15 protein-coding genes and 1 pseudogene are annotated in these 18,219 nt (G+C 68.8%); 12 read left to right on the top strand and 4 right to left on the bottom strand.

What is annotated here, in order from left to right; all coding sequences use genetic code 11:
* Positions 1-2: 2 nt before the first annotated feature.
* The 5 genes from PYS65_RS10275 to PYS65_RS10255 are packed head-to-tail and all read left to right on the top strand — an operon-like array spanning position 3 to position 4,980.
* Positions 3-1,178, top strand: coding sequence for an ABC transporter ATP-binding protein (locus PYS65_RS10275; protein WP_279333573.1), 1,176 nt, complete (start codon positions 3-5; stop codon positions 1,176-1,178).
* Positions 1,178-2,110: an ABC transporter permease gene (locus tag PYS65_RS10270; protein ID WP_279333570.1), complete on the top strand. Its 933-nt coding sequence runs from the start codon at positions 1,178-1,180 to the stop codon at positions 2,108-2,110. The genes PYS65_RS10275 and PYS65_RS10270 overlap by 1 nt, the downstream gene beginning before the upstream one ends.
* Complete coding sequence (locus PYS65_RS10265; RefSeq protein WP_279333568.1) at positions 2,111-2,920, top strand: ABC transporter permease; 810 nt, start codon at positions 2,111-2,113, stop codon at positions 2,918-2,920.
* A 6-nt stretch (positions 2,921-2,926) separates the two neighbouring features.
* Positions 2,927-4,330 carry an NAD(P)/FAD-dependent oxidoreductase gene (locus PYS65_RS10260; protein ID WP_279333566.1) on the top strand — a complete coding sequence of 468 codons (1,404 nt, stop codon included), beginning with the start codon at positions 2,927-2,929 and terminating at the stop codon, positions 4,328-4,330.
* Positions 4,331-4,368: 38 nt separating this feature from the next.
* The gene (locus tag PYS65_RS10255; protein ID WP_279333563.1) at positions 4,369-4,980 is read left to right on the top strand and encodes an RHS repeat protein; all 612 of its coding nucleotides are present in this window, start codon (positions 4,369-4,371) and stop codon (positions 4,978-4,980) included.
* Positions 4,981-5,163: 183 nt separating this feature from the next.
* On the opposite strand, the pseudogene PYS65_RS35180 reads toward PYS65_RS10255, so the two are convergent.
* Positions 5,164-5,292 (bottom strand): annotated as a pseudogene (locus PYS65_RS35180) (IS200/IS605 family transposase); the annotation flags it as partial.
* A 25-nt stretch (positions 5,293-5,317) separates the two neighbouring features.
* Between PYS65_RS35180 and PYS65_RS10250 the strand changes: the two are divergent.
* From PYS65_RS10250 to PYS65_RS10235, 4 genes are all read left to right on the top strand, one after another.
* Positions 5,318-6,541, top strand: coding sequence for an RNA-guided endonuclease InsQ/TnpB family protein (locus PYS65_RS10250; protein ID WP_279333561.1), 1,224 nt, complete (start codon positions 5,318-5,320; stop codon positions 6,539-6,541).
* A 180-nt stretch (positions 6,542-6,721) separates the two neighbouring features.
* Positions 6,722-8,758, top strand: a complete 2,037-nt coding sequence (locus PYS65_RS10245) for an RHS repeat-associated core domain-containing protein (protein ID WP_279333558.1) — start codon at positions 6,722-6,724, stop codon at positions 8,756-8,758.
* Positions 8,759-9,939: 1,181 nt separating this feature from the next.
* Entirely contained in the window at positions 9,940-10,221 is a 282-nt protein-coding gene (locus tag PYS65_RS10240; RefSeq protein ID WP_279333556.1) for a hypothetical protein, read from the top strand.
* A gap of 800 nt (positions 10,222-11,021) precedes the next feature.
* Positions 11,022-11,333 carry a hypothetical protein gene (locus tag PYS65_RS10235; protein WP_279333554.1) on the top strand — a complete coding sequence of 104 codons (312 nt, stop codon included), beginning with the start codon at positions 11,022-11,024 and terminating at the stop codon, positions 11,331-11,333.
* Positions 11,334-11,457: 124 nt separating this feature from the next.
* On the opposite strand, the gene PYS65_RS10230 is transcribed toward PYS65_RS10235, so the two are convergent.
* Positions 11,458-11,940: an ATP-binding protein gene (locus PYS65_RS10230; protein WP_279333552.1), complete on the bottom strand. Its 483-nt coding sequence runs from the start codon at positions 11,938-11,940 to the stop codon at positions 11,458-11,460.
* A gap of 188 nt (positions 11,941-12,128) precedes the next feature.
* On the opposite strand from PYS65_RS10230, the gene PYS65_RS10225 reads away from it, so the two are divergent.
* Both PYS65_RS10225 and PYS65_RS10220 read left to right on the top strand, forming a co-directional pair.
* The gene (locus PYS65_RS10225) at positions 12,129-12,980 is read left to right on the top strand and encodes a helix-turn-helix domain-containing protein (RefSeq protein WP_279333551.1); all 852 of its coding nucleotides are present in this window, start codon (positions 12,129-12,131) and stop codon (positions 12,978-12,980) included.
* 10 nt (positions 12,981-12,990) lie between these two features.
* A complete protein-coding gene (locus tag PYS65_RS10220) occupies positions 12,991-13,182 on the top strand; it encodes a hypothetical protein (protein WP_279333550.1) in 192 nt (63 codons plus the stop codon).
* A 112-nt stretch (positions 13,183-13,294) separates the two neighbouring features.
* Here the strand turns inward: PYS65_RS10220 and PYS65_RS10215 are convergent, their stop codons facing one another.
* Positions 13,295-13,972: a phosphatase PAP2 family protein gene (locus tag PYS65_RS10215; RefSeq protein WP_279333549.1), complete on the bottom strand. Its 678-nt coding sequence runs from the start codon at positions 13,970-13,972 to the stop codon at positions 13,295-13,297.
* 388 nt (positions 13,973-14,360) lie between these two features.
* Positions 14,361-15,695, bottom strand: coding sequence for a 4-aminobutyrate--2-oxoglutarate transaminase (gene gabT, locus PYS65_RS10210; RefSeq protein WP_279333548.1), 1,335 nt, complete (start codon positions 15,693-15,695; stop codon positions 14,361-14,363).
* A gap of 273 nt (positions 15,696-15,968) precedes the next feature.
* Here gabT and PYS65_RS10205 point away from each other — a divergent pair, with 273 nt between their 5' ends.
* Positions 15,969-18,101 (top strand): ATP-binding protein, encoded by a 2,133-nt coding sequence (locus PYS65_RS10205; RefSeq protein WP_279333547.1) that lies wholly within the window; start codon positions 15,969-15,971, stop codon positions 18,099-18,101.
* Positions 18,102-18,219: the final 118 nt, after the last annotated feature.

Below are 18,219 nucleotides of genomic sequence, written 5' to 3'. Positions count from 1 at the left end.
CGATGAAGACGACGACACAGACCAACGGCGACGTCCGACTGAAGCAGATCGGCAAAACCTACGGGAACTTCACCGCCGTACACCCCCTCGACCTGACCGTGCCCCAGGGCTCCTTCTTCGCCCTGCTCGGCGCGTCCGGCTGCGGCAAGACCACCACCCTGCGGATGATCGCCGGCCTGGAGGAACCCACCGCGGGCACCGTCCACCTCGGCGACCAGGACGTCACCGCGCTCCCGCCGTACAAGCGGCCGGTGAACACCGTCTTCCAGTCCTACGCCCTCTTCCCGCACCTCGACATCTTCGAGAACGTCGCCTTCGGCCTGCGCCGGCGCGGCATCAAGAGCGTGAAGAAGCAGGTCGAGGAGATGCTGGAGCTCGTCCAGCTCGGCGAGCAGGCGCGCAAGAAGCCGCACCAGCTCTCCGGCGGCCAGCAGCAGCGCGTCGCGGTGGCCCGCGCCCTGATCAACCATCCCAGGGTGCTGCTGCTCGACGAGCCGCTCGGCGCCCTCGACCTCACACTGCGCCGCCAGATGCAACGGGAGCTCAAGCGCATCCAGACCGAGGTCGGCATCACCTTCGTGCACGTCACGCACGACCAGGAGGAGGCCATGACCATGGCCGACACGGTCGCCGTGATGAACGCCGGCCGGGTCGAGCAACTCGGCCCGCCCACCGACCTGTACGAGAACCCGCGCACCACCTTCGTCGCCAACTTCCTGGGCACGTCCAACTTCATCGAGGCCGACGTCGACTCCAGGTCCGGCGACGACTTCGTGCTGAAGGCGGGCGGCGGCACACTCGTCCTGCCCTCGGCGCGCAACAGCGGCCCCACCACGACCGGCGGCAAGGTGCTGCTGGGGGTGCGCCCGGAGAAGATCTCCCTCGCCCACGCGGACGACACCGGACGGATCCCCGAGGGGCGCAACCGGATCACCGGCCGGATCGCCGACTCCAGCTTCATCGGTGTCTCCACGCAGTTCGTCGTCGACAGCCCGGTCTGCACCGCGTTCGAGGTCTACGTCCAGAACATCGACCGCGACGACCGCCTGGTGCCCGGCGCGGAGGTCGTCCTGCACTGGAACCCGGCGCACACCTTCGGTCTGGACGCCGCGCAGGATGCGGACGCGGGCGTCGAGACCGTCGAGCCCGCTGAGCCCGTCGAGGGTGAGGTCGCCTGATGGCCACGGCCACCGAGGCGCCGCCCCTGGCGCCCGCCCCGGAGAAGAAGGAGAAGAGACCGCCGCGCAGGCGGGGTCGCTGGACGCCGTACCTGCTCCTGCTGCCCGGCCTGCTGTGGCTGGTCGTCTTCTTCGCGCTGCCGGTGATCTACCAGGCCTCCACCTCCGTCCAGACGGGGTCCCTGGAGGAGGGCTACCGGGTCACCTGGAACTTCGCCGTCTACGGGGACGCACTGTCCACGTACTGGCCGCAGTTCGTCCGCTCGGTGCTCTACGCGGCCTCCGCGACCGTGCTGTGCCTGCTGCTCGGCTATCCGCTGGCGTATCTGATCGCCTTCCGCGCGGGACGCTGGCGGAACCTGATCATGATCCTGGTGATCGCGCCGTTCTTCACCAGTTTCCTGATCCGCACCCTCGCCTGGAAGACGATCCTCGCCGACGGCGGCCCGGTGGTCGACGCCCTGAACACCCTGCACGTCCTGGACGTCACCGCCTGGCTCGGCTGGACGGCGGGCGACCGGGTGCTGGCCACGCCGCTCGCCGTCGTCTGCGGTCTGACGTACAACTTCCTGCCGTTCATGATCCTGCCGCTCTACACCTCGCTGGAGCGCATCGACCCGCGGCTGCACGAGGCGGCGAACGACCTGTACGCCAGGCCCTCGACCACCTTCCGCAGGGTCACCTTCCCGCTGTCGATGCCGGGCGTCGTCTCCGGCACGCTGCTGACCTTCATCCCGGCCACCGGCGACTACATCAACGCGGACCTGCTCGGCTCCACCGACACCCGCATGGTCGGCAACGTGATCCAGATGCAGTTCCTGCGCGTCCTCGACTACCCGACGGCCGCCGCGCTCTCGTTCATCCTGATGGCCGCGATCCTCGTCATGGTCACGCTCTACATCCGTAGGTCCGGCACGGAGGATCTGGTGTAAATGCCCTTCGTCAACTGGCTCAAGAGCCGTCTCGTCGTCATCGCGGGACTGCTGACGCTCGCGTACCTCCTGCTGCCGAACGTCGTCGTCACCGTGTTCTCCTTCAACAACCCGAAGGGCCGCTTCAACTACCAGTGGCAGGAGTTCTCCACGGACGCCTGGCGGGACCCGTGCGGGGTCGCCGGCCTGTGCGGGTCCCTGGCGCTCAGCCTCCAGATCGCCCTGTGGGCGACCCTCGGCGCCACCCTGCTCGGCACGCTGATCGCGTTCGCGCTGGTCCGCTACCGGTTCCGCGCCCGCGGCGCCGTGAACTCGCTGATCTTCCTGCCGATGGCGATACCCGAGGTGGTGATGGCGGCGTCCCTGCTGACCCTGTTCCTCAACATGGGTGCCCAGCTGGGCTTCTGGACGATCCTGATCGCCCACGTCATGTTCTGCCTCAGCTTCGTCGTGGTCGCCGTCAAGGCCCGGGTGATGTCCATGGACCCGCGCCTCGAGCAGGCCGCCCAGGACCTGTACGCCGGCCCGTTCCAGACGTTCTGGCGGGTCACCCTGCCGATCGCCGCACCCGGCATCGCGGCGGGCGCGCTGCTCGCCTTCGCGCTCTCCTTCGACGACTTCATCATCACCAACTTCAACGCGGGCTCCACCGTCACCTTCCCGATGTTCGTCTGGGGCTCCGCCCAGCGCGGGACCCCCGTGCAGATCAATGTCATCGGTACGGCCATGTTCGTCGTCGCCGTGCTGCTGGTACTGGTCTCCATGGTCTTCACCCAGCACAGCAAGCGCCGCGACCGGCAGAAGGCGTAGGTCACCATGAGCCGTTGGACGGCATCCCTCGCCGAGGCCCGGCCCCTCGCGTACTGGCTGGACGACCCCGGCAGGCCGCGGCCCGAGCCCGCCCTCACCGGCGCCGAGACCTGCGACCTGCTGGTCGTGGGCGGCGGCTACAGCGGACTGTGGACGGCGCTGATCGCCAAGGAGCGGGATCCCGGCCGGGACGTCGTCCTGGTCGAGGGGCGGGAGGTGGGCTGGGCCGCCTCGGGCCGCAACGGCGGATTCTGCGACGCCTCGCTCACCCACGGCCTGGCCAACGGCCTGGCCCGCTGGCCCGACGAGATCCACCGGCTGGAGCAGCTGGGTGCCCGCAACCTCGACGCCATCGAGGAGACGGTCGCCCGCCACGCCATCGACTGCGACTTCGAACGCACCGGCGAGATCGACGTCGCCACCGAGCCCCACCAGGAACGGGAACTGCGGTACTGGTACCGGGAGATGGACCGCCGGGGGCTCCGCGACGGCGTGGAGTTCCTGGACGCCGACGCGGTCCGCGCCCAGGTCGACTCGCCCACCTTCCGGGCCGGCCTGTGGGACCGCCGGGGCGTGGCCATGCTCCATCCGGCGAAACTCGCCTGGGGGCTGAAACGGGCCTGCCTCGGCCTCGGCGTCCGCGTGTACGAGCACACCCCCGCCCTCAGCCTGCGCACGGACGGCGCCGGCCTTGCCGCACGCACCCCCCACGGGCAGATCCGCGCCCGGACCGCGGCGCTCGGCACCAACGTCTTCCCCAGCCTGGTCCGCCGGGCCCGCGCCTACACCGTCCCGGTCTACGACTACGCCCTGATGACCGAGCCGCTCACCGCCGACCGGCTGGCGTCCGTCGGCTGGCGGAACCGGCAGGGGCTCGCGGACACCGCCAACCGGTTCCACTACTTCCGGCTGACCGCCGACAACCGCATCCTGTGGGGCGGCTACGACACGGTCTACCCGTACGGCGGCCGGGTGCGCGCCGAGTACGACCACCGCCCGCAGACCCATGCGAAGCTCGCGGACCACTTCTTCACCTGCTTCCCGCAACTGGAGGGCGTCCGCTTCACCCACGCCTGGGGCGGTGCCATCGACACCTGTTCCCGCTTCTCGGCCTTCTTCGGTACCGCCCACCGGGGCAAGGTCGCCTACACGGCGGGCTACACGGGGCTCGGCGTCGGCGCGACCCGCTTCGGCGCCGAGGTGATGCTGGACCTGCTGGCGGGGGAGCGCACGGAACGGACCGAACTGGAGATGGTCCGCAAGAAGCCCCTGCCCTTCCCACCCGAACCGTTCGCCTGGACCGGCATCGCCCTCACCCAGTGGTCCCTGGCCCGCGCCGACGCGAACGCCGGCCACCGCAACCTGTGGCTGCGCACACTGGACCGGATGGGGCTGGGCTTCGACAGCTGACGCCCGAGGGAAGACCTCCTGGAAGGCCTCCCTCTCCCGTGGACGCACAGGGCGCGTCCACGGGAGAGGGAGGCCTTCTCGCGTCGATCGCACGGAAGTTCGGCGACGAGACCAAGCGCACCACCACGGTCCACGAGGGCGACCGCACCACCGTGATCCCACTCGAGGGCGGCACCGCGCAGACCACGGTGACCGATGTGTTCGGCCAGGTCGTCGAGCGACTGTCCTACACCGACGCGGAGCGCACAGAGCACGTCAAGGCCACCTACGCCTACGACAAGCACGGCAACCTCGCGAGGATGACCGACGCGGCCGGCAACACCTGGTCGTGGACCTTCGACGCCCGCGGCCGCCAGACCAGGGCGGACGACCCGGACAAGGGCGTGACGACCACGGTCTACAACGAGCTCGACCGGCCGGTGAGGACCACCGACGCCCGCGGAGTGACGCTCACCTCCACCTACGACGCCCTCGGCCGCACGATCGAGCTGAAGCAGGGTGACGAACTCTGCGCGAAGTGGACGTACGACACCCTGCTCAAGGGACAGCCCACGGCCGACACCCGCTACATCGACGGGCAGGCGTACACCACGGAGGTCGGCGGCTACCGGAATTCATTCGCAGTGCATCGGGCTTCAGCCCGGTGGTGAAGCGAATCTGATGGTCGCGACGCGGAGCGTCGCCGCGTCCGGTCCGGCGGAGCCGGACACGGCGTGTTCACCGCCCGCGGCGCGGAGTGTCGTGATCGCTGGTCCCGGCGGAGCCGGGCTGTGCTCACACCGGCCGGTTCCGCTGTTCGATGTACTGCCAGACCACAGTGAGGAGGTGCCGCTGATCTCCTCCATCCGCCTCAGATGGGCATCGGTGAACACTCTGTGCCGGAACCCGGTCACGAAGACCAAGTACACATGCATCACGAAGACACAGTGCCGACCAGTTCTGATCTTCTGCATCTCACCCACAACCCAGGTACGTAGCGTGGCCGTCATGCAACTCCGGTACGCCTTCAGGCTGTACCCGGACACCGGCCAGCAAGTGGCACTGGCGAAGGCGTTCGGGTGCGCCCGCGTCGTGTTCAACGACGCGGTCCGCGCCCGCGAAGACGCCCGCACGGCGGGCGGGACGTTCCCGACGGTCAGCGAGCTGTCCACACGGCTGATCACCCAGGCCAAGCGGACAGCTGGGCGGTCCTGGCTGGGCGAGGTCTCCGCGGTGGTGTTGCAGCAGTCCCTGCGGGACGCCGAGACCGCATATCGCAACTTCTTCGCCTCCCTGAAGGGCACCCGCAAGGGGCCGAGGCTGGGCCCGCCCCGCTTCAAGTCCCGCAGGGATGCCCGGCAGTCGGTCCGGTTCACCGCCAACGCCCGCTGGAAGATCACCGACAGCGGACGGCTGCACCTGCCGAAGATCGGTGCGGTGAAGGTGAAGTGGTCCCGCGCGCTGCCCGCCGCCCCCACCTCGGTCACCGTCATCAAGGACGCGGCCGGGCGGTACTTCGCCTCCTTCGTCATCGACACCGACCCACGGGCGGATGCCGGCCGGATGCCCGCCACCGACCAGAGCATCGGCATCGATCTCGGCCTCACGCACTTCGCGGTCCTGTCCGACGGCACGAAGATCGACTCCCCGCGGTTTCTGCGCCGCGCGGAGAAGAAGCTGAAGAAGGCCCAGCGGGAACTGTCCCGCAAGCAGAAAGGCTCGAAGAACCGGGAGAAGGCCCGGCTCAAGGTCGCCCGCGCCCACGCCGAGGTCACCGACGCGCGCCGCGAGTTCCACCACCGGCTCTCCACACAGCTGATCTCCGAGAACCAAGGGATCGCCGTGGAGGACCTGTCGGTGGCGGGACTGGCCCGCACGAGGCTGGCCAAGTCCGTGCACGACGCCGGCTGGTCATCGTTCGTGCACATGCTGGAGTACAAAGCACAACGGTACGGCCGCACCTTTGTGAAGGTGGGACGGTTCGAGCCCACCAGCCAGGTGTGCTCCGCCTGCGGGGTCAAGGACGGACCCAAACCCCTGAACGTCCGGGAGTGGACCTGTACCGCCTGCGGCACCGTCCACGACCGGGACCACAATGCCGCGATCAACGTGAAGACGGCCGCCGGACTGGCGGTCTCGGCCTGCGGAGCGCCGGTAAGACCAGAACTCGTTCTGGCACGGCGCGAGGAAACAGGAAGCCACGGATTCCCGACCGAACCCCGTGCCGCGTAGCGGCACAGCAACGATCGAGAAGGCCAGAATCCTCGGGCCTCGGCCCGAGGTGCAAGTCAACAGCCGACCTCGTCGACCGTTCGCCTGCCGGCGTCCGAGGGAGCGCTGATCGGCTCGTACAACTGGTCGTACGGCTACAACCAGTACACGGGCACGCAGGAGTGGATCAGACACCCGGCCATGGGCAGACTGCCTGCGGAGCGGGTCACCACGGTGTACGGCGAGGGCGACCTTCCGATCCGTACCGTCGCGGACCGTCAGACTCTGGTGAGCGATGTGGTGTACGACCCGCTGGCTCGCCCGCTCCGTACCGAGTACGGCGTCCTGGGCCGGAAGGTGTACGAGACCCACGACTGGGACGAGCACACCGGCGCGCTGAACCGGCGGACCCTCGACGGCGACGTGGCCCTGCGGATCGAGGACACCCGCTACACCTACGACGACATGGGGAACGTCACCCGAATCTCCTCCACCTCCGGCCAGGACCAGCAGGCCTCGACCGACAACCAGTGCTTCGCCGTCGACGCCCTGCGGCGCATGACGCAGGCGTGGACGACCAAGAACGCCACTGACAACTGCGGTGCCGGGCCGTCGGCCGCGACAGTGGGCGGTCCGGACGCCTACTGGCACTCCTACAGCTACGACGTGACGGGCAACCGCACCAAGGAGGTCCGCCACGCCGTCTCGTCCGGCGGCGAGGACACCACCCGCACCTACACCTACGGCCGGCCCGGGCAGGACGCCCCGCACGCCCTGCGGTCGGTGACCACCACCGGCGGCACCGCCGACGGACAGCGGGAGACGTTCGCCTACGACGAGGCGGGCAACACCACCGCCCGCACCGGAGGCGCCCGTGGCCAGCAGCTGACCTGGGACGCGGAGGGCCGCCTGGCCACCGTCACCGAGAACGGCAAGACCACCTCCTACGTCTACGACGCCGGCGGAAACCGTCTGATCGCCCGCAACGCGGACGGCTCGGCCACCGCCTATCTGCCCGGCGGCAACGAACTCAAGGCAACCGACGGCAAGGTCACCGGCACCCGCTACTACACGCACGGCGGGCAGACCGTGGCGGCGCGTACCGGCAGCGGCGGGATCAACCTGCTCTTCCCCGACCAGCACGGCACCGCTCTCATCGCCGTGGGCTGGGGCGTCGGCCAGGCCGTCAACCGCCGCAAGCAGCTGCCCTTCGGTGGCCCGCGCGCCGCCTCCGGCACCTGGCCCGGCGACCGCGGATTCCTCTCCGGCACCACCGACCCGACCGGCACCACCCACCTGGGCGCCCGCGAGTACGCCCCGGACCTGGGCCGCTTCCTGTCGGTCGACCCCCTGCTGCTGCCCGAGGACCCGACCCAGCACAACGCCTACGCCTACGGCAACAACAACCCGGCCACCTTCGCCGACCCCACCGGGGAGGCATACGAGGAGTGCGTCAGCGGCCAGTACAACTGCACCTACGGCCGCAGCACCGGCGACGTCAAGAAGGTCACGTTCGGCAAGAACTACAAGAAGGAGACCAAGGCCCGGGGCGGTACCATCTCGCCGAACTACACCATCCAGCAGAACACCAACTACCGTCACGTCTATACCAAGGGCAAGGGCGTCACCCGCCCCACCACCCAGCGGTCCCGGTCCGCCCAGATCGAAAAGCAGAAGCGCCACGACCAGGAACGCAAGGCCGCTGAGGCCCAGCGCAAGAAGGCCGAAAACCAGAACAAAAAGAACAAGGAGGACGAGGGCTTCTGGTCCAAGCTCGGACGCGAGACCAAGAACACCTTCGGCACGTGGGACGGCTGGAAGAACAGAGTCCTACCGGGAGCAGCTTTCGCAGCCTGCCTTGTGGTGTCGGTCGGACTTTGTGTGGGTGCGGGGGTTGCGGTAGCAACTGCCACCCTGCTTGGTGATCGAATTACAACCGGAAAGTGGGAGAGGTCTACATACGTTAAGAACCTCGCATGGGGCGCTTTTGGTGGCTTTTCGGCGTTCAAGTTCGCGCGTTGGGGCGGTGCAACGGCCGAGAAAGCACTATGGGGCAGCGCCATTGCGCGAACTCCAGTGCGAGTGAAGCCTGCCACCACGACCAGTGGCGCGATATGGAGGGACGGGCCCGTCGACTGGGCAGCGACACGCGGCAATGTCGGAACAAATTCGGGGTTCAACTTCGGATTCTGTGGCGCCGGAAGTCTGAGTGTGGGCAGTCAATTCAGCTCCTGTTGATGTCGCAGAGGTGGCATGAGGAAACATCGGATGGTCGGCGGATTCTCTTCTGCCGACCATCCGTCTAGTGGAAGAGTGAGGCAATGGGGCGATATCGCAGTATCAAATCCGGCGTGATTCTATGGAGAAAGTCGTTCAAGGTGATTTCATGGCTCATGCCTTTTGTCTATGGGGGTGTGGCGGCTTTCGCCGCTATGGATGGGTTCAGGAGGTCGGATGTGGATGCGCTGCAGGTGGCGGCCTTGGTTCTCATTGCGAGCGCCGGCACGTATAGCTTGACAAGGTCTCGTGTGCACCTGACGCCCACGGGGATCCTGGTTGTCAACTGTATGGCCTGGCATGAGATTCCTTACGATTTCTTGCATAAGGCAGAAGGGGGTCGTGGGAGAGGTCTGGTCATGTATGTAAAGGGGGCTTCCGAGGGAGATGCCGAGGTCTATTCAATTGGGTTTGCTGGATCGCTTGTAGATCGACATTTCCGCACAGCGGAAAGAGCGGCGAGAGAGATAAATAAAGCCAAGAAAAAGGCTCGTGGCAAACACGATTCCGACCCAGCTGTGCGGCGTGGGATTGTCCGAGATGCGGTCGTCGAGATATCTGTACTAATATCCTTTGGGTTTGCGGTCACCTCAATTTTCGTTGGCGGCTAAAAGAGAATCTTCGAAAGGCCGGCACAAGCGGGCCGAAAACAGCACGGCAAGAACAAGCAGGACGAGGGCTTCTTCGCCAAACTCGGGCGCGGCGACTTCAAGGGCGCGGCCGGCAAGGCCTGGGAGAACCGGGGGACCATAGTCAAGGTCGCAGCTATCGGAGCGTTCGTCGCATGTACGGTAGCTACCGCAGGAGTATGCACAGTTGTCGGAACAGCGGCCGCTGCACTGTCGGTAGCCAGTCGCGGATACGACTTTGCAAAGAGTGATAAAAAAGCTGGCGATTGGACAGCTTTTGGCAGTGGCGTAGCCTTCGATACAATTGGCTGGAGAGTCAACGTCGTCAGAGCGCCAGGAATAAACGTGAAGAATCTTCGCTTCTTTTATTCAGTAGGGACTCGAGCCGGACAAGCACGCCTGTACCAGCAGACTTCGGCGCTCACGTGGGGCCTGGGGGGTTGGTGAAACTCTCGGACGTGGTGCTGCCCGCCCACGGGTGGGCAGCACCACGACGATCGCAGGAGACTTCTGATGTTTGATAACGAATCCATCGCAGTTAATGTGACTCCTGCCGGTATTCCCGTTGTGGGCGCCCTTGTTATTTTGGCGCTGTTTGCGCTCTCTGTCTGGGATGCGCTAAGGCTGCCTGCCGGGCTCTGGTTTCGCTGGTTTATTCCCGTTGGGTTCATTCCTTTCCTGGTCGGTGCCAATTTCGACATTATCTGGCTGATGCTGGCCGGGACGGGAGTGATGGCCATTGGGTTTGGCATGAGTAAGAGTTGGAGGCAGAAGAATAGTGCTAATTGGTTCTGAGTGGGAATGAGTAATCCTGAGATGGGGGTACGGATATACGAGTGATGGGGCTGGGGCGGTGCAACGACCAAGGAAGCGCTATGGGGCAGCGTCATTGCGCGGACTCGAGTGCGAGTGAGATACCGACAGGGTCGACCACTGGTTGAGGTGCTAGCCGTGCAGATCCTTCGGCATCGTTCCTGGCCTGTGTTCGCCTGGGCTCCGTTCGCTGCTCTCCCCTTCTTCCTGCGTCTGGCCCTCGCAGTGGTGGCGGTGGGGTGAGGGCGCTGCTGTAGGCGCGGGGAACGGTCGGTGCGGGCCACCGGGCAGCTTCGGCGCACGTGTGCGGGTACTGGGAGGGCCGGTGCTCGGCCTGGCGCAGATACGCTGTCGGCGGCATGCTCCCATGGTCAGGAGCGTCGGTTGTGCAGGGAGTGAGAGGAAGGTGGGTTCGCTGATGCCCACGTTCTCTTACCAGGAGGCGGTCGGAAGAGCCCAGGCGTTCGACAGTGGCCGGCGGCTGGATCGGGGTCCGGCGCCGGACCCCGATCCCCGGCAGGTCGTCTGGTGGCGGGTGCCGGAGCTGCGCCGCATGGTGCGGCTTCCGTTTTTGGCGGCAGGGATCGGGCTCTGCCTGGCGGGTGTCCTGGTCAAGGACCTGGTGACCGGCGGCCTGCCGGGGAAGGGCAGCGTCGGCGTCACCCTGGCGCTGCTGCTGGGGGCGCTCGGCTTCGTGGGGATATGGTTCAGCGTCTGCGGTCTGCGGTCTGCGGGTGGCCCGGGGAGCCTCCCGCGCGCTGCGCTCGGGGTCGTCGCGGTCCATGCGCTACGTCCTGTTGCGCGATCCGGGCAGCAACAATCCTTTCATGTTGCTGTTTCCCGAGGGCGGTGGTGAACAGGCCCCGCCGGTGAGTGCGGTGGTCCTGGGAGAGCGGCGTCTGGCCGCGCTGCCCGAGGCGGTGGGCACCGCCCGGCTTCACCAGATGTCCGGTGAGAGCCTCTACGCCGTTCCGTGGGTGGTCGACCGTCCCTGCTATCCGTTGGACCGGATGTTCCTGCTCGATGCGGACGACCCTGAATGTGCCAGGTCGTTGGACCGACTCATCGGGATACAGCGGCCCGAGGCACGCTGAACCTTCCGGTGGCGGAGCTTCCCGGTGCCGAAACAGCTGTGCTTGTATGTGCGGCTTTTCGGTGCTCCGAGGCGTTGAACGTGGTGACCGTTGATGACGATCGCACCCTTTGACCTGGGCGCAGTCAGGTCGTGCCGTACGCCGTTGCGCCCTCCCTCGGCAGGCTCACCCACATGCGGGTGCCGCCGCCGGGTTCGTGGGAGTCGCCGAAGCCCCAGGAGCCGTCGCAGGCGCGGCAGATGCGGGCGAGGAGGCGGAGGCAGGCGTGGCGGCGGGTGTCGCAGGCCGTGGAGAGGTGGGGCTGGGTGTGGCGGGGGTGGCTGTCGTAGGCGATCAGGCGGAGGGTGCCGGCTCGGTAGCGCAGGGAGAGGTAGTAGTTCGGGGACTCGGTGAACTGGCAGGCGGTCGCGGTCAGTTCGCCTACGACCTGGAGGGCCGGGTCCAGCATGTCGGACAGGCCGTGCATCTTGAGGGCCTGCCTGGTCGCGGTCCTTGCGAAGGCCGGGCTGGCGAGGGATGCGGGGAGCGTGAAGCTGTAGGCCAGGGTTTCGGGGGTGGGGACGGTCGGGTCCGCCGGGTAGGTGGGGGCGGTGGGGCAGAGGGGCATGGTGGACTCCTGACGTCGGGAATACGGGTCTCTTTGTGCGGCGATGACTGCCGTACGTATGCGGTACGTCACTGAATGTAGAACTGTGAGTGGTTACATTGCCACTTGTTCAGTGGAATTGACCCGATCGTGGTCCGGTGGTGCTGGTTGGCGGCAGACTGCTGACGACCCGTACGGGAAGGAACGGCATGCCACCGAGGACGACACCCACCGAGCGTCAGAAGCGTCTGGGCAGTGAGCTGCGCAAGATGCGGATGGCGGCGGGGATAACGGCCGACCAGGCTGCCGGACTGCTCGGGCTCGATCGGGCGAAGATCTCCAACATCGAGACGGGTATCCGCACGATCAGCGAGGAGCGGCTGCGTACCCTCGCCTGCAACTGTGACTGCTCGGACGAGGCCTACATCGACGCGCTGGTGAACATGACGCGGTTCAACGGCCGGGGCTGGTGGGAGCGTTACCGGGGCGCTCTGCCTGCTGGACTGCTGGACATCGCCGAGTTGGAGTCCTGCGTGGTGCGGATGCGGACGTTCCACACCGTGCACGTCCCGGGGCTGCTGCAAACCAGTGATCACGCACTCGAACTCTTCAGAGCTGTGCTGCCGCCACTGCCCGAACACGAGGTTGCCCTGCGCCTCGCCTACCGTGTCGAGCGACAACAGGTCCTGGAGGGCGTGAACCCGCCGGAGTACGTCGCGCTCGTGCACGAAGCCGCGCTCCGTATGCAGTTCGGCGGGCGGAAGATCGCACGTGCCCAGCTGGAGCACCTGCTGGACCTGTCCGAACGCCCCCGCGTACAGCTACTCGTCGTTCCGTTCTCGGCGGGCACGTTTCCCGGTGCCGGGCAGACCGTGAACTACCTGGAGGGAGCAGTCCCGCAGCTCGACACCGTCCAGATCGACAACTCCCACGGTCCCGACTTCCTCGGTGAGCAGGCGCAGTTGGCCAAGTACCGTGCCCACTTGGACTGGACCGAGCGTGTCGCCCTGTCGCGGAAGGTGTCACGCGACGTCGTCCGGGACATCGTCAACGGCCTGTGAGGAGACCCCGATGGACGGCATCACCTGGGAAGAGCCCTTCTGCGGCGAAGGCGCGAGCTGCTTCCGCCTCGGCACCGACTCCCGAGGCAACGCCTACATAGCCATAGCCGGACAGGAGGACCAGTACCTCACCGACAGCCGTGAAGCGCTCCGCTCGCTGATCCTGGAGATCAAGGCGGGGAAGGCCGATCACCTGCTCTGAGCCGGGCGGCGGGGTGGCGGGGCGGAGGGTCCTCGTTCGCGGGGAGGTCTTTCGTGCGACGTCTCCGCCCGTGGCACCTGGCCGGCCCTGCGCGGTCTGAGGGCGTGGTCGGTCAACTGGGGCCGGTTCGGGGGCCGGGAGTTCCGGAAGGACTTCGACGCCTGCCTCGGCCGGGGCCGCTGAGCAGCAGCCACAGCGCGGTGAGCAGGACGGAGGCCAGGCACCAGCTGGCCACGACATCCAGTGGCCAGTGGTAGCCGCGCCGCACGAGCCCGTACGACACGCCGAGCACGAGGGCGGCGCAGACGGTGACGAGGACGCGGCGGGCCATGGCCGTGCGCAGCCAGGGCAGGAGCACGAGCGCCGCGGCGCCGTAGGCGACGGCGGCGGTGGCCGTGTGCCCGGAGGGGAAGTAGCCGGTACCGGGCGGCACGGCCGCCGTGCCGTGCCGGGCCGTCCATGCCTTGAGCGGTACGACGAGCACCGGCACCAGCACCATCAACCCCGCCGCCCCGAGGGGCGCCGGCCACCACCGGTCCCTGCCCGCGGCCCGCGCCCGCCAGGCCGCGTACCCGAGCACCGCCACGAGTACCGGAACCGCGACCTGCACGTTCCCGAGATCCGCGAGCAGCTCGGAGCCCCGGTCCGGATGCAGCAGGGCGTCACTGACGTCCCGGTCCACGCCCAGCAGCGGACCGTGGCCGACGACCTGCCAGGTGATCAGTGAGAGGAGCAGAGCCGGAAGACCGACGAGCCAGACGAGGAGGAGGGAGACCCGGGAGGACGACACGCGCACAGCTTCGCAGGTACGGCGACGCCGAAGGGCCGACGCAAGGGGGGGAGCTGCGTCGGCCCTTCGGGGAACGGTCGGTCTGTGGCCGTCCGCTCGCATCGGAACGTCGCGCGCCCCGGGGGGTGTGGGGCGGGCGACCGTCCGATCGGTGAGGAGACCCGGAACCCGAAGGCTCCGGTGGTGTGCGCGAGGTACGACCAGGTCGAAGCCGGGAAGGCTGCGGCCTGCCCCACAGTTCCCTGTGGGCGGGTGGTTCTCTCATCTGAGAAGAGAACCTACGGCAGCGGATGGGTGCGGAACAGCCGGAACGGCGTCCTGCCATCCACCTCGCACACCTTCTTCACATGCCCTGCCGTCGGCTGCGCCGGACCTGCGTGTCCGCCGCTCAGACGCGCGCGAACGCCTGCTCGATGATGTCCAGGCCCTCGTTCAGCAGGTCCTCGCCGATGACCAGCGGCGGCAGGAAGCGCAGCACGTTGCCGTAGGTGCCACAGGTCAGGACCAGCAGGCCCTCGGCGTGGCAGGCCTTGGCGAGGGCGGCGGTCGCCTCCGGGTTCGGCTCCTTGGTCGTACGGTCCTTGACCAGCTCGATGGCGATCATCGCGCCGCGGCCCCGGATGTCGCCGATGACGTCGAACTTCTCGGCCATGGCGGTGAGGCGGGCCTTCATGACCGCCTCGATGTTCTTCGCCTTGGCGTTGAGGTCCAGCTCCTTCATCGTCTCGATGGAGCCGAGCGCGCCCGCGCAGGCCACCGGGTTGCCGCCGTAGGTGCCGCCGAGGCCGCCCGAGTGCGCGGCGTCCATGATCTCGGCGCGGCCGGTGACGGCGGCCAGCGGGAGGCCGCCGGCGATGCCCTTCGCCGTGGTGATCAGGTCCGGGACGATGCCCTCGTCCTCGCAGGCGAACCACTGGCCGGTGCGGCAGAAGCCGGACTGGATCTCGTCGGCGACGAAGACGATGCCGTTGTCGGTGGCGAACTCGCTGATCGCGGGGAGGAAGCCCTTGGCCGGCTCGATGAAGCCGCCCTCGCCGAGCACCGGCTCGATGATGATCGCGGCCACGTTCTCCGCGCCGACCTGCTTGGAGATCTGGTCGATGGCCTGCGCGGCGGCCTCCGGACCCGCGTTCTCGGCGCCGGTCGGCCAGCGGTAGCCGTAGGCGACCGGGACGCGGTACACCTCGGGGGCGAACGGGCCGAAGCCGTGCTTGTACGGCATGTTCTTCGAGGTCAGCGCCATGGTCAGGTTGGTGCGGCCGTGGTAGCCGTGGTCGAACACGACGACCGCCTGCCGCTTGGTGTAGGCGCGCGCGATCTTGACGGCGTTCTCGACGGCCTCGGCACCGCTGTTGAACAGCGCCGACTTCTTGGCGTGGTCGCCGGGCGTCAGCTCGGCGAGCGCCTCGGCCACGGCCACGTACCCCTCGTAGGGCGTGACCATGAAACAGGTGTGCGTGAAGTCGGCGAGCTGGGCGGAGGCGCGGCGGACGACGGCCTCGGCGGAGGCGCCGACGGAGGTCACCGCGATGCCCGAGCCGAAGTCGATCAGCCGGTTGCCGTCGACGTCCTCGATGATCCCGCCGTCCGCCCGCGCGGCGAACACGGGCAGCACCGAGCCCACGCCCTGCGCGACCGCGGCGGTACGACGGGCCTGCAGCTCCTGCGACTTCGGGCCGGGGATGGCGGTGACGACGCGGCGCTCCTGCGGAAGTGCGGTCATGCGGGGCTCCTGGGGGGTGTAACGGACACTTGGTTTCTTTTCTCGCAGGCTAGGGCGGGGAGGGGGAGCTGGGCATGCTCCATGTGGGCGTTGTTCCGGGGGTCGGATTGTCCGTGGTGGACATAGCGGCGGCGCGGGGCGCGGCGGGGGTTCGGCGCGGACGGGCTTCCCACCGTGGCGAGACCCGGCCGGGTGAACGGTGAACTCGCCCTGCCGGGGCGTTAGATTGGCTCGCTGACGGTGAACGGCGCGGCTGGTCAGGGGGCAAGGGCGATGGACGGCGACGGGACCCAGGACGCTCGGAGCACGCATGCGCACCCCGTGCCACGCCCCGCGGGGCCGCCGGAGGTGCCCGCGGTGCCCCCGAGGCCGGCCAGGGCGCCGGGCGTGCCGCCGCTGCCGGACGGGTCGGCGTTCCTGACCTGGCTGCGCACGCCGCGGCCGGAGGCGCTGCCCGGGGTGTGGCGGTTCGGACACCGGCCGCGCCCGGAGGAGGAGCCGGAGCGGATCCCGGGGCGGCAGCTGCTGAGCGGGGCCCTGATCGCGTTCCTCGTGGGCTGGCTGATCTGGTCGCTGCTGTGGAACGGGTACCTCGGCGGCTGGTGGCTGCTGCCGCTCTACGCGATGATCCCCGACTCCTGGGCCGAGCCCCACAGCTTCGGCGCCGTCGTGGCCGTCTACACCTACTACCTGCTGATCGCGGGCGCCCTCATGATCGGCGTGGGGCGGCTCGGCCGCTGGGGTGAGGTCTGGAGCCGTTACGGGCCGCCCGCATGGCGCCGTACGCCCCCGGAGAGCGGGCACCCGGCCGCTCCCGAGGCCGACCCCGCCGCCTGGCCCGCCCTGCGCGCCGCGGGCGCCGAGGACGCCGCGGAGCGGCTCGCCGCCGACGCGCGCGCGGGGCTGATGCGGGACGTCGACCACGCCCGCATCACCCGCGCCTGGCAGGGCGTACGCACCGGCCGGCACTCCCTCGCCACCTTCACCGGCGCGGTGCTCGGCCACGGCGCCGCCGCCTGCCCGCACCCGTCCGGCGCGCGCGACCTGCCCGCCCGACAGGCCCGGCACGACCTGGTCACCGGGCAGGTGCGGCTCGGCACCGCCGCCGACGACACCCGCAACCCGTATGCCTACCGGGGCGCCGGCCTCGCGCTCGGCCCCGAACTGCTCGGCACCTCCCTGCTCGCGGTCGGACCGGCCGGCTCCGGCAAGACCGGCGGTGTCGTCCGGCCGCTCGCCGAATCGCTGTGCCTGCACGCGCTCACCGGGCGGGCCGCCGTGGTCGTCGTCGGCGCCGCGGGAGCGGGGATCGGCCCGGCCGACGCGTACGACGTCGTGGTGCGGATCGGCAACCCCGACTCCGCGTACGACCTCGACCTGTACGGCGGGACCACCGACCCCGACGAGGCCGCCGCGGTGCTCGCCGAGGCACTGGTCGGCGACCTGGCCGACCCGCACCCCGGCAGCGACAGCCGGCGCGCCACCACCGTCCTCGCCCAGCTCCTCGGCCCCTTCCACGCGGTGCACGGCCGTTTCCCCTCCGTCCCGGAACTGCGCGGGCTGCTCGACGGCTCGCCCGGCCCGCTGGCCGCGCTGCGCCAGGGCCTGGCGGAGACGGGACAGGAGTCGCTGCTGCGCGAACTCGACGCCCGGGAACGGCAGATGGCGCACCCGGGCGATGTGGGCGGGATCCTCGCCGACCGGGTGGCGCTGCTGGACCGGCCGGCCTTCGCCACGTTCTTCAAGAGCGCGGCCACCGACGGGCAAAGCCGGCCGTTCAGCCTCAAGGCGCTGGACCACCCGGTGCGGGTCCGGGTCGACCTGCCCGAGCGGGGCCACGCCGACGCCTCGCGGGTGCTGGCACGGCTGGTGCTGGCGCAGTTCACGGCGAGCGTGACGGTACGGGAGGACAGGTCGCTGTTCGCCTGCCTGGTGCTGGACGACGCGACCGGCGTGATCACCCCCGAGGCCGTGCGCGGCATCCAGCGGCTGCGGTCGGCCAACGCCGGGGCGGTGCTCACCCTGCGCACCCTGGACGACGTGGCGAGGCCGCTGCGCGGACCGCTGCTCGGGACCGTCGGATGCCGGATGGCACTGGCCGGGCTCACCCCGTGGGACGGGCAGGACTTCGCCGAGGTGTGGGGCAAGGAGTGGACCGAGGCGCGGGACGTCACCGACCGGCAGATCATCGCGGACAGTCCTGCGGGCAAGGCCTGGCACGCGGTGCGGCGGGCCATCACCGGCAAGGCGCCGACCGCGCGGGCCGTCACCGTGCGGCAGGTCGAGCGGGAGCGGTGGTCCGCGTCGGAACTGGCGCACGCGATGCCGGCGGGGCACGCGGTGCTCTCCCTGACCGACGTCAGGGGCGAGCACGCGCCACCGCTGCTGGTGGACCTGCGGGGCTGAGCCGTCCGGTCGAGGCAACCGAAAACCGTACGGTGGGGCAGAATCGACAGAGGTCGTTCATACGTGGCGGCCAAAAGTACACGACGTTCGCCCGATGTCCCGATCTCCGCCGACCTGA

Source organism: Streptomyces cathayae, assembly GCF_029760955.1.
Lineage (GTDB): Bacteria > Actinomycetota > Actinomycetes > Streptomycetales > Streptomycetaceae > Streptomyces > Streptomyces cathayae.
This window is presented reverse-complemented; position numbering and strand designations above follow the sequence as displayed.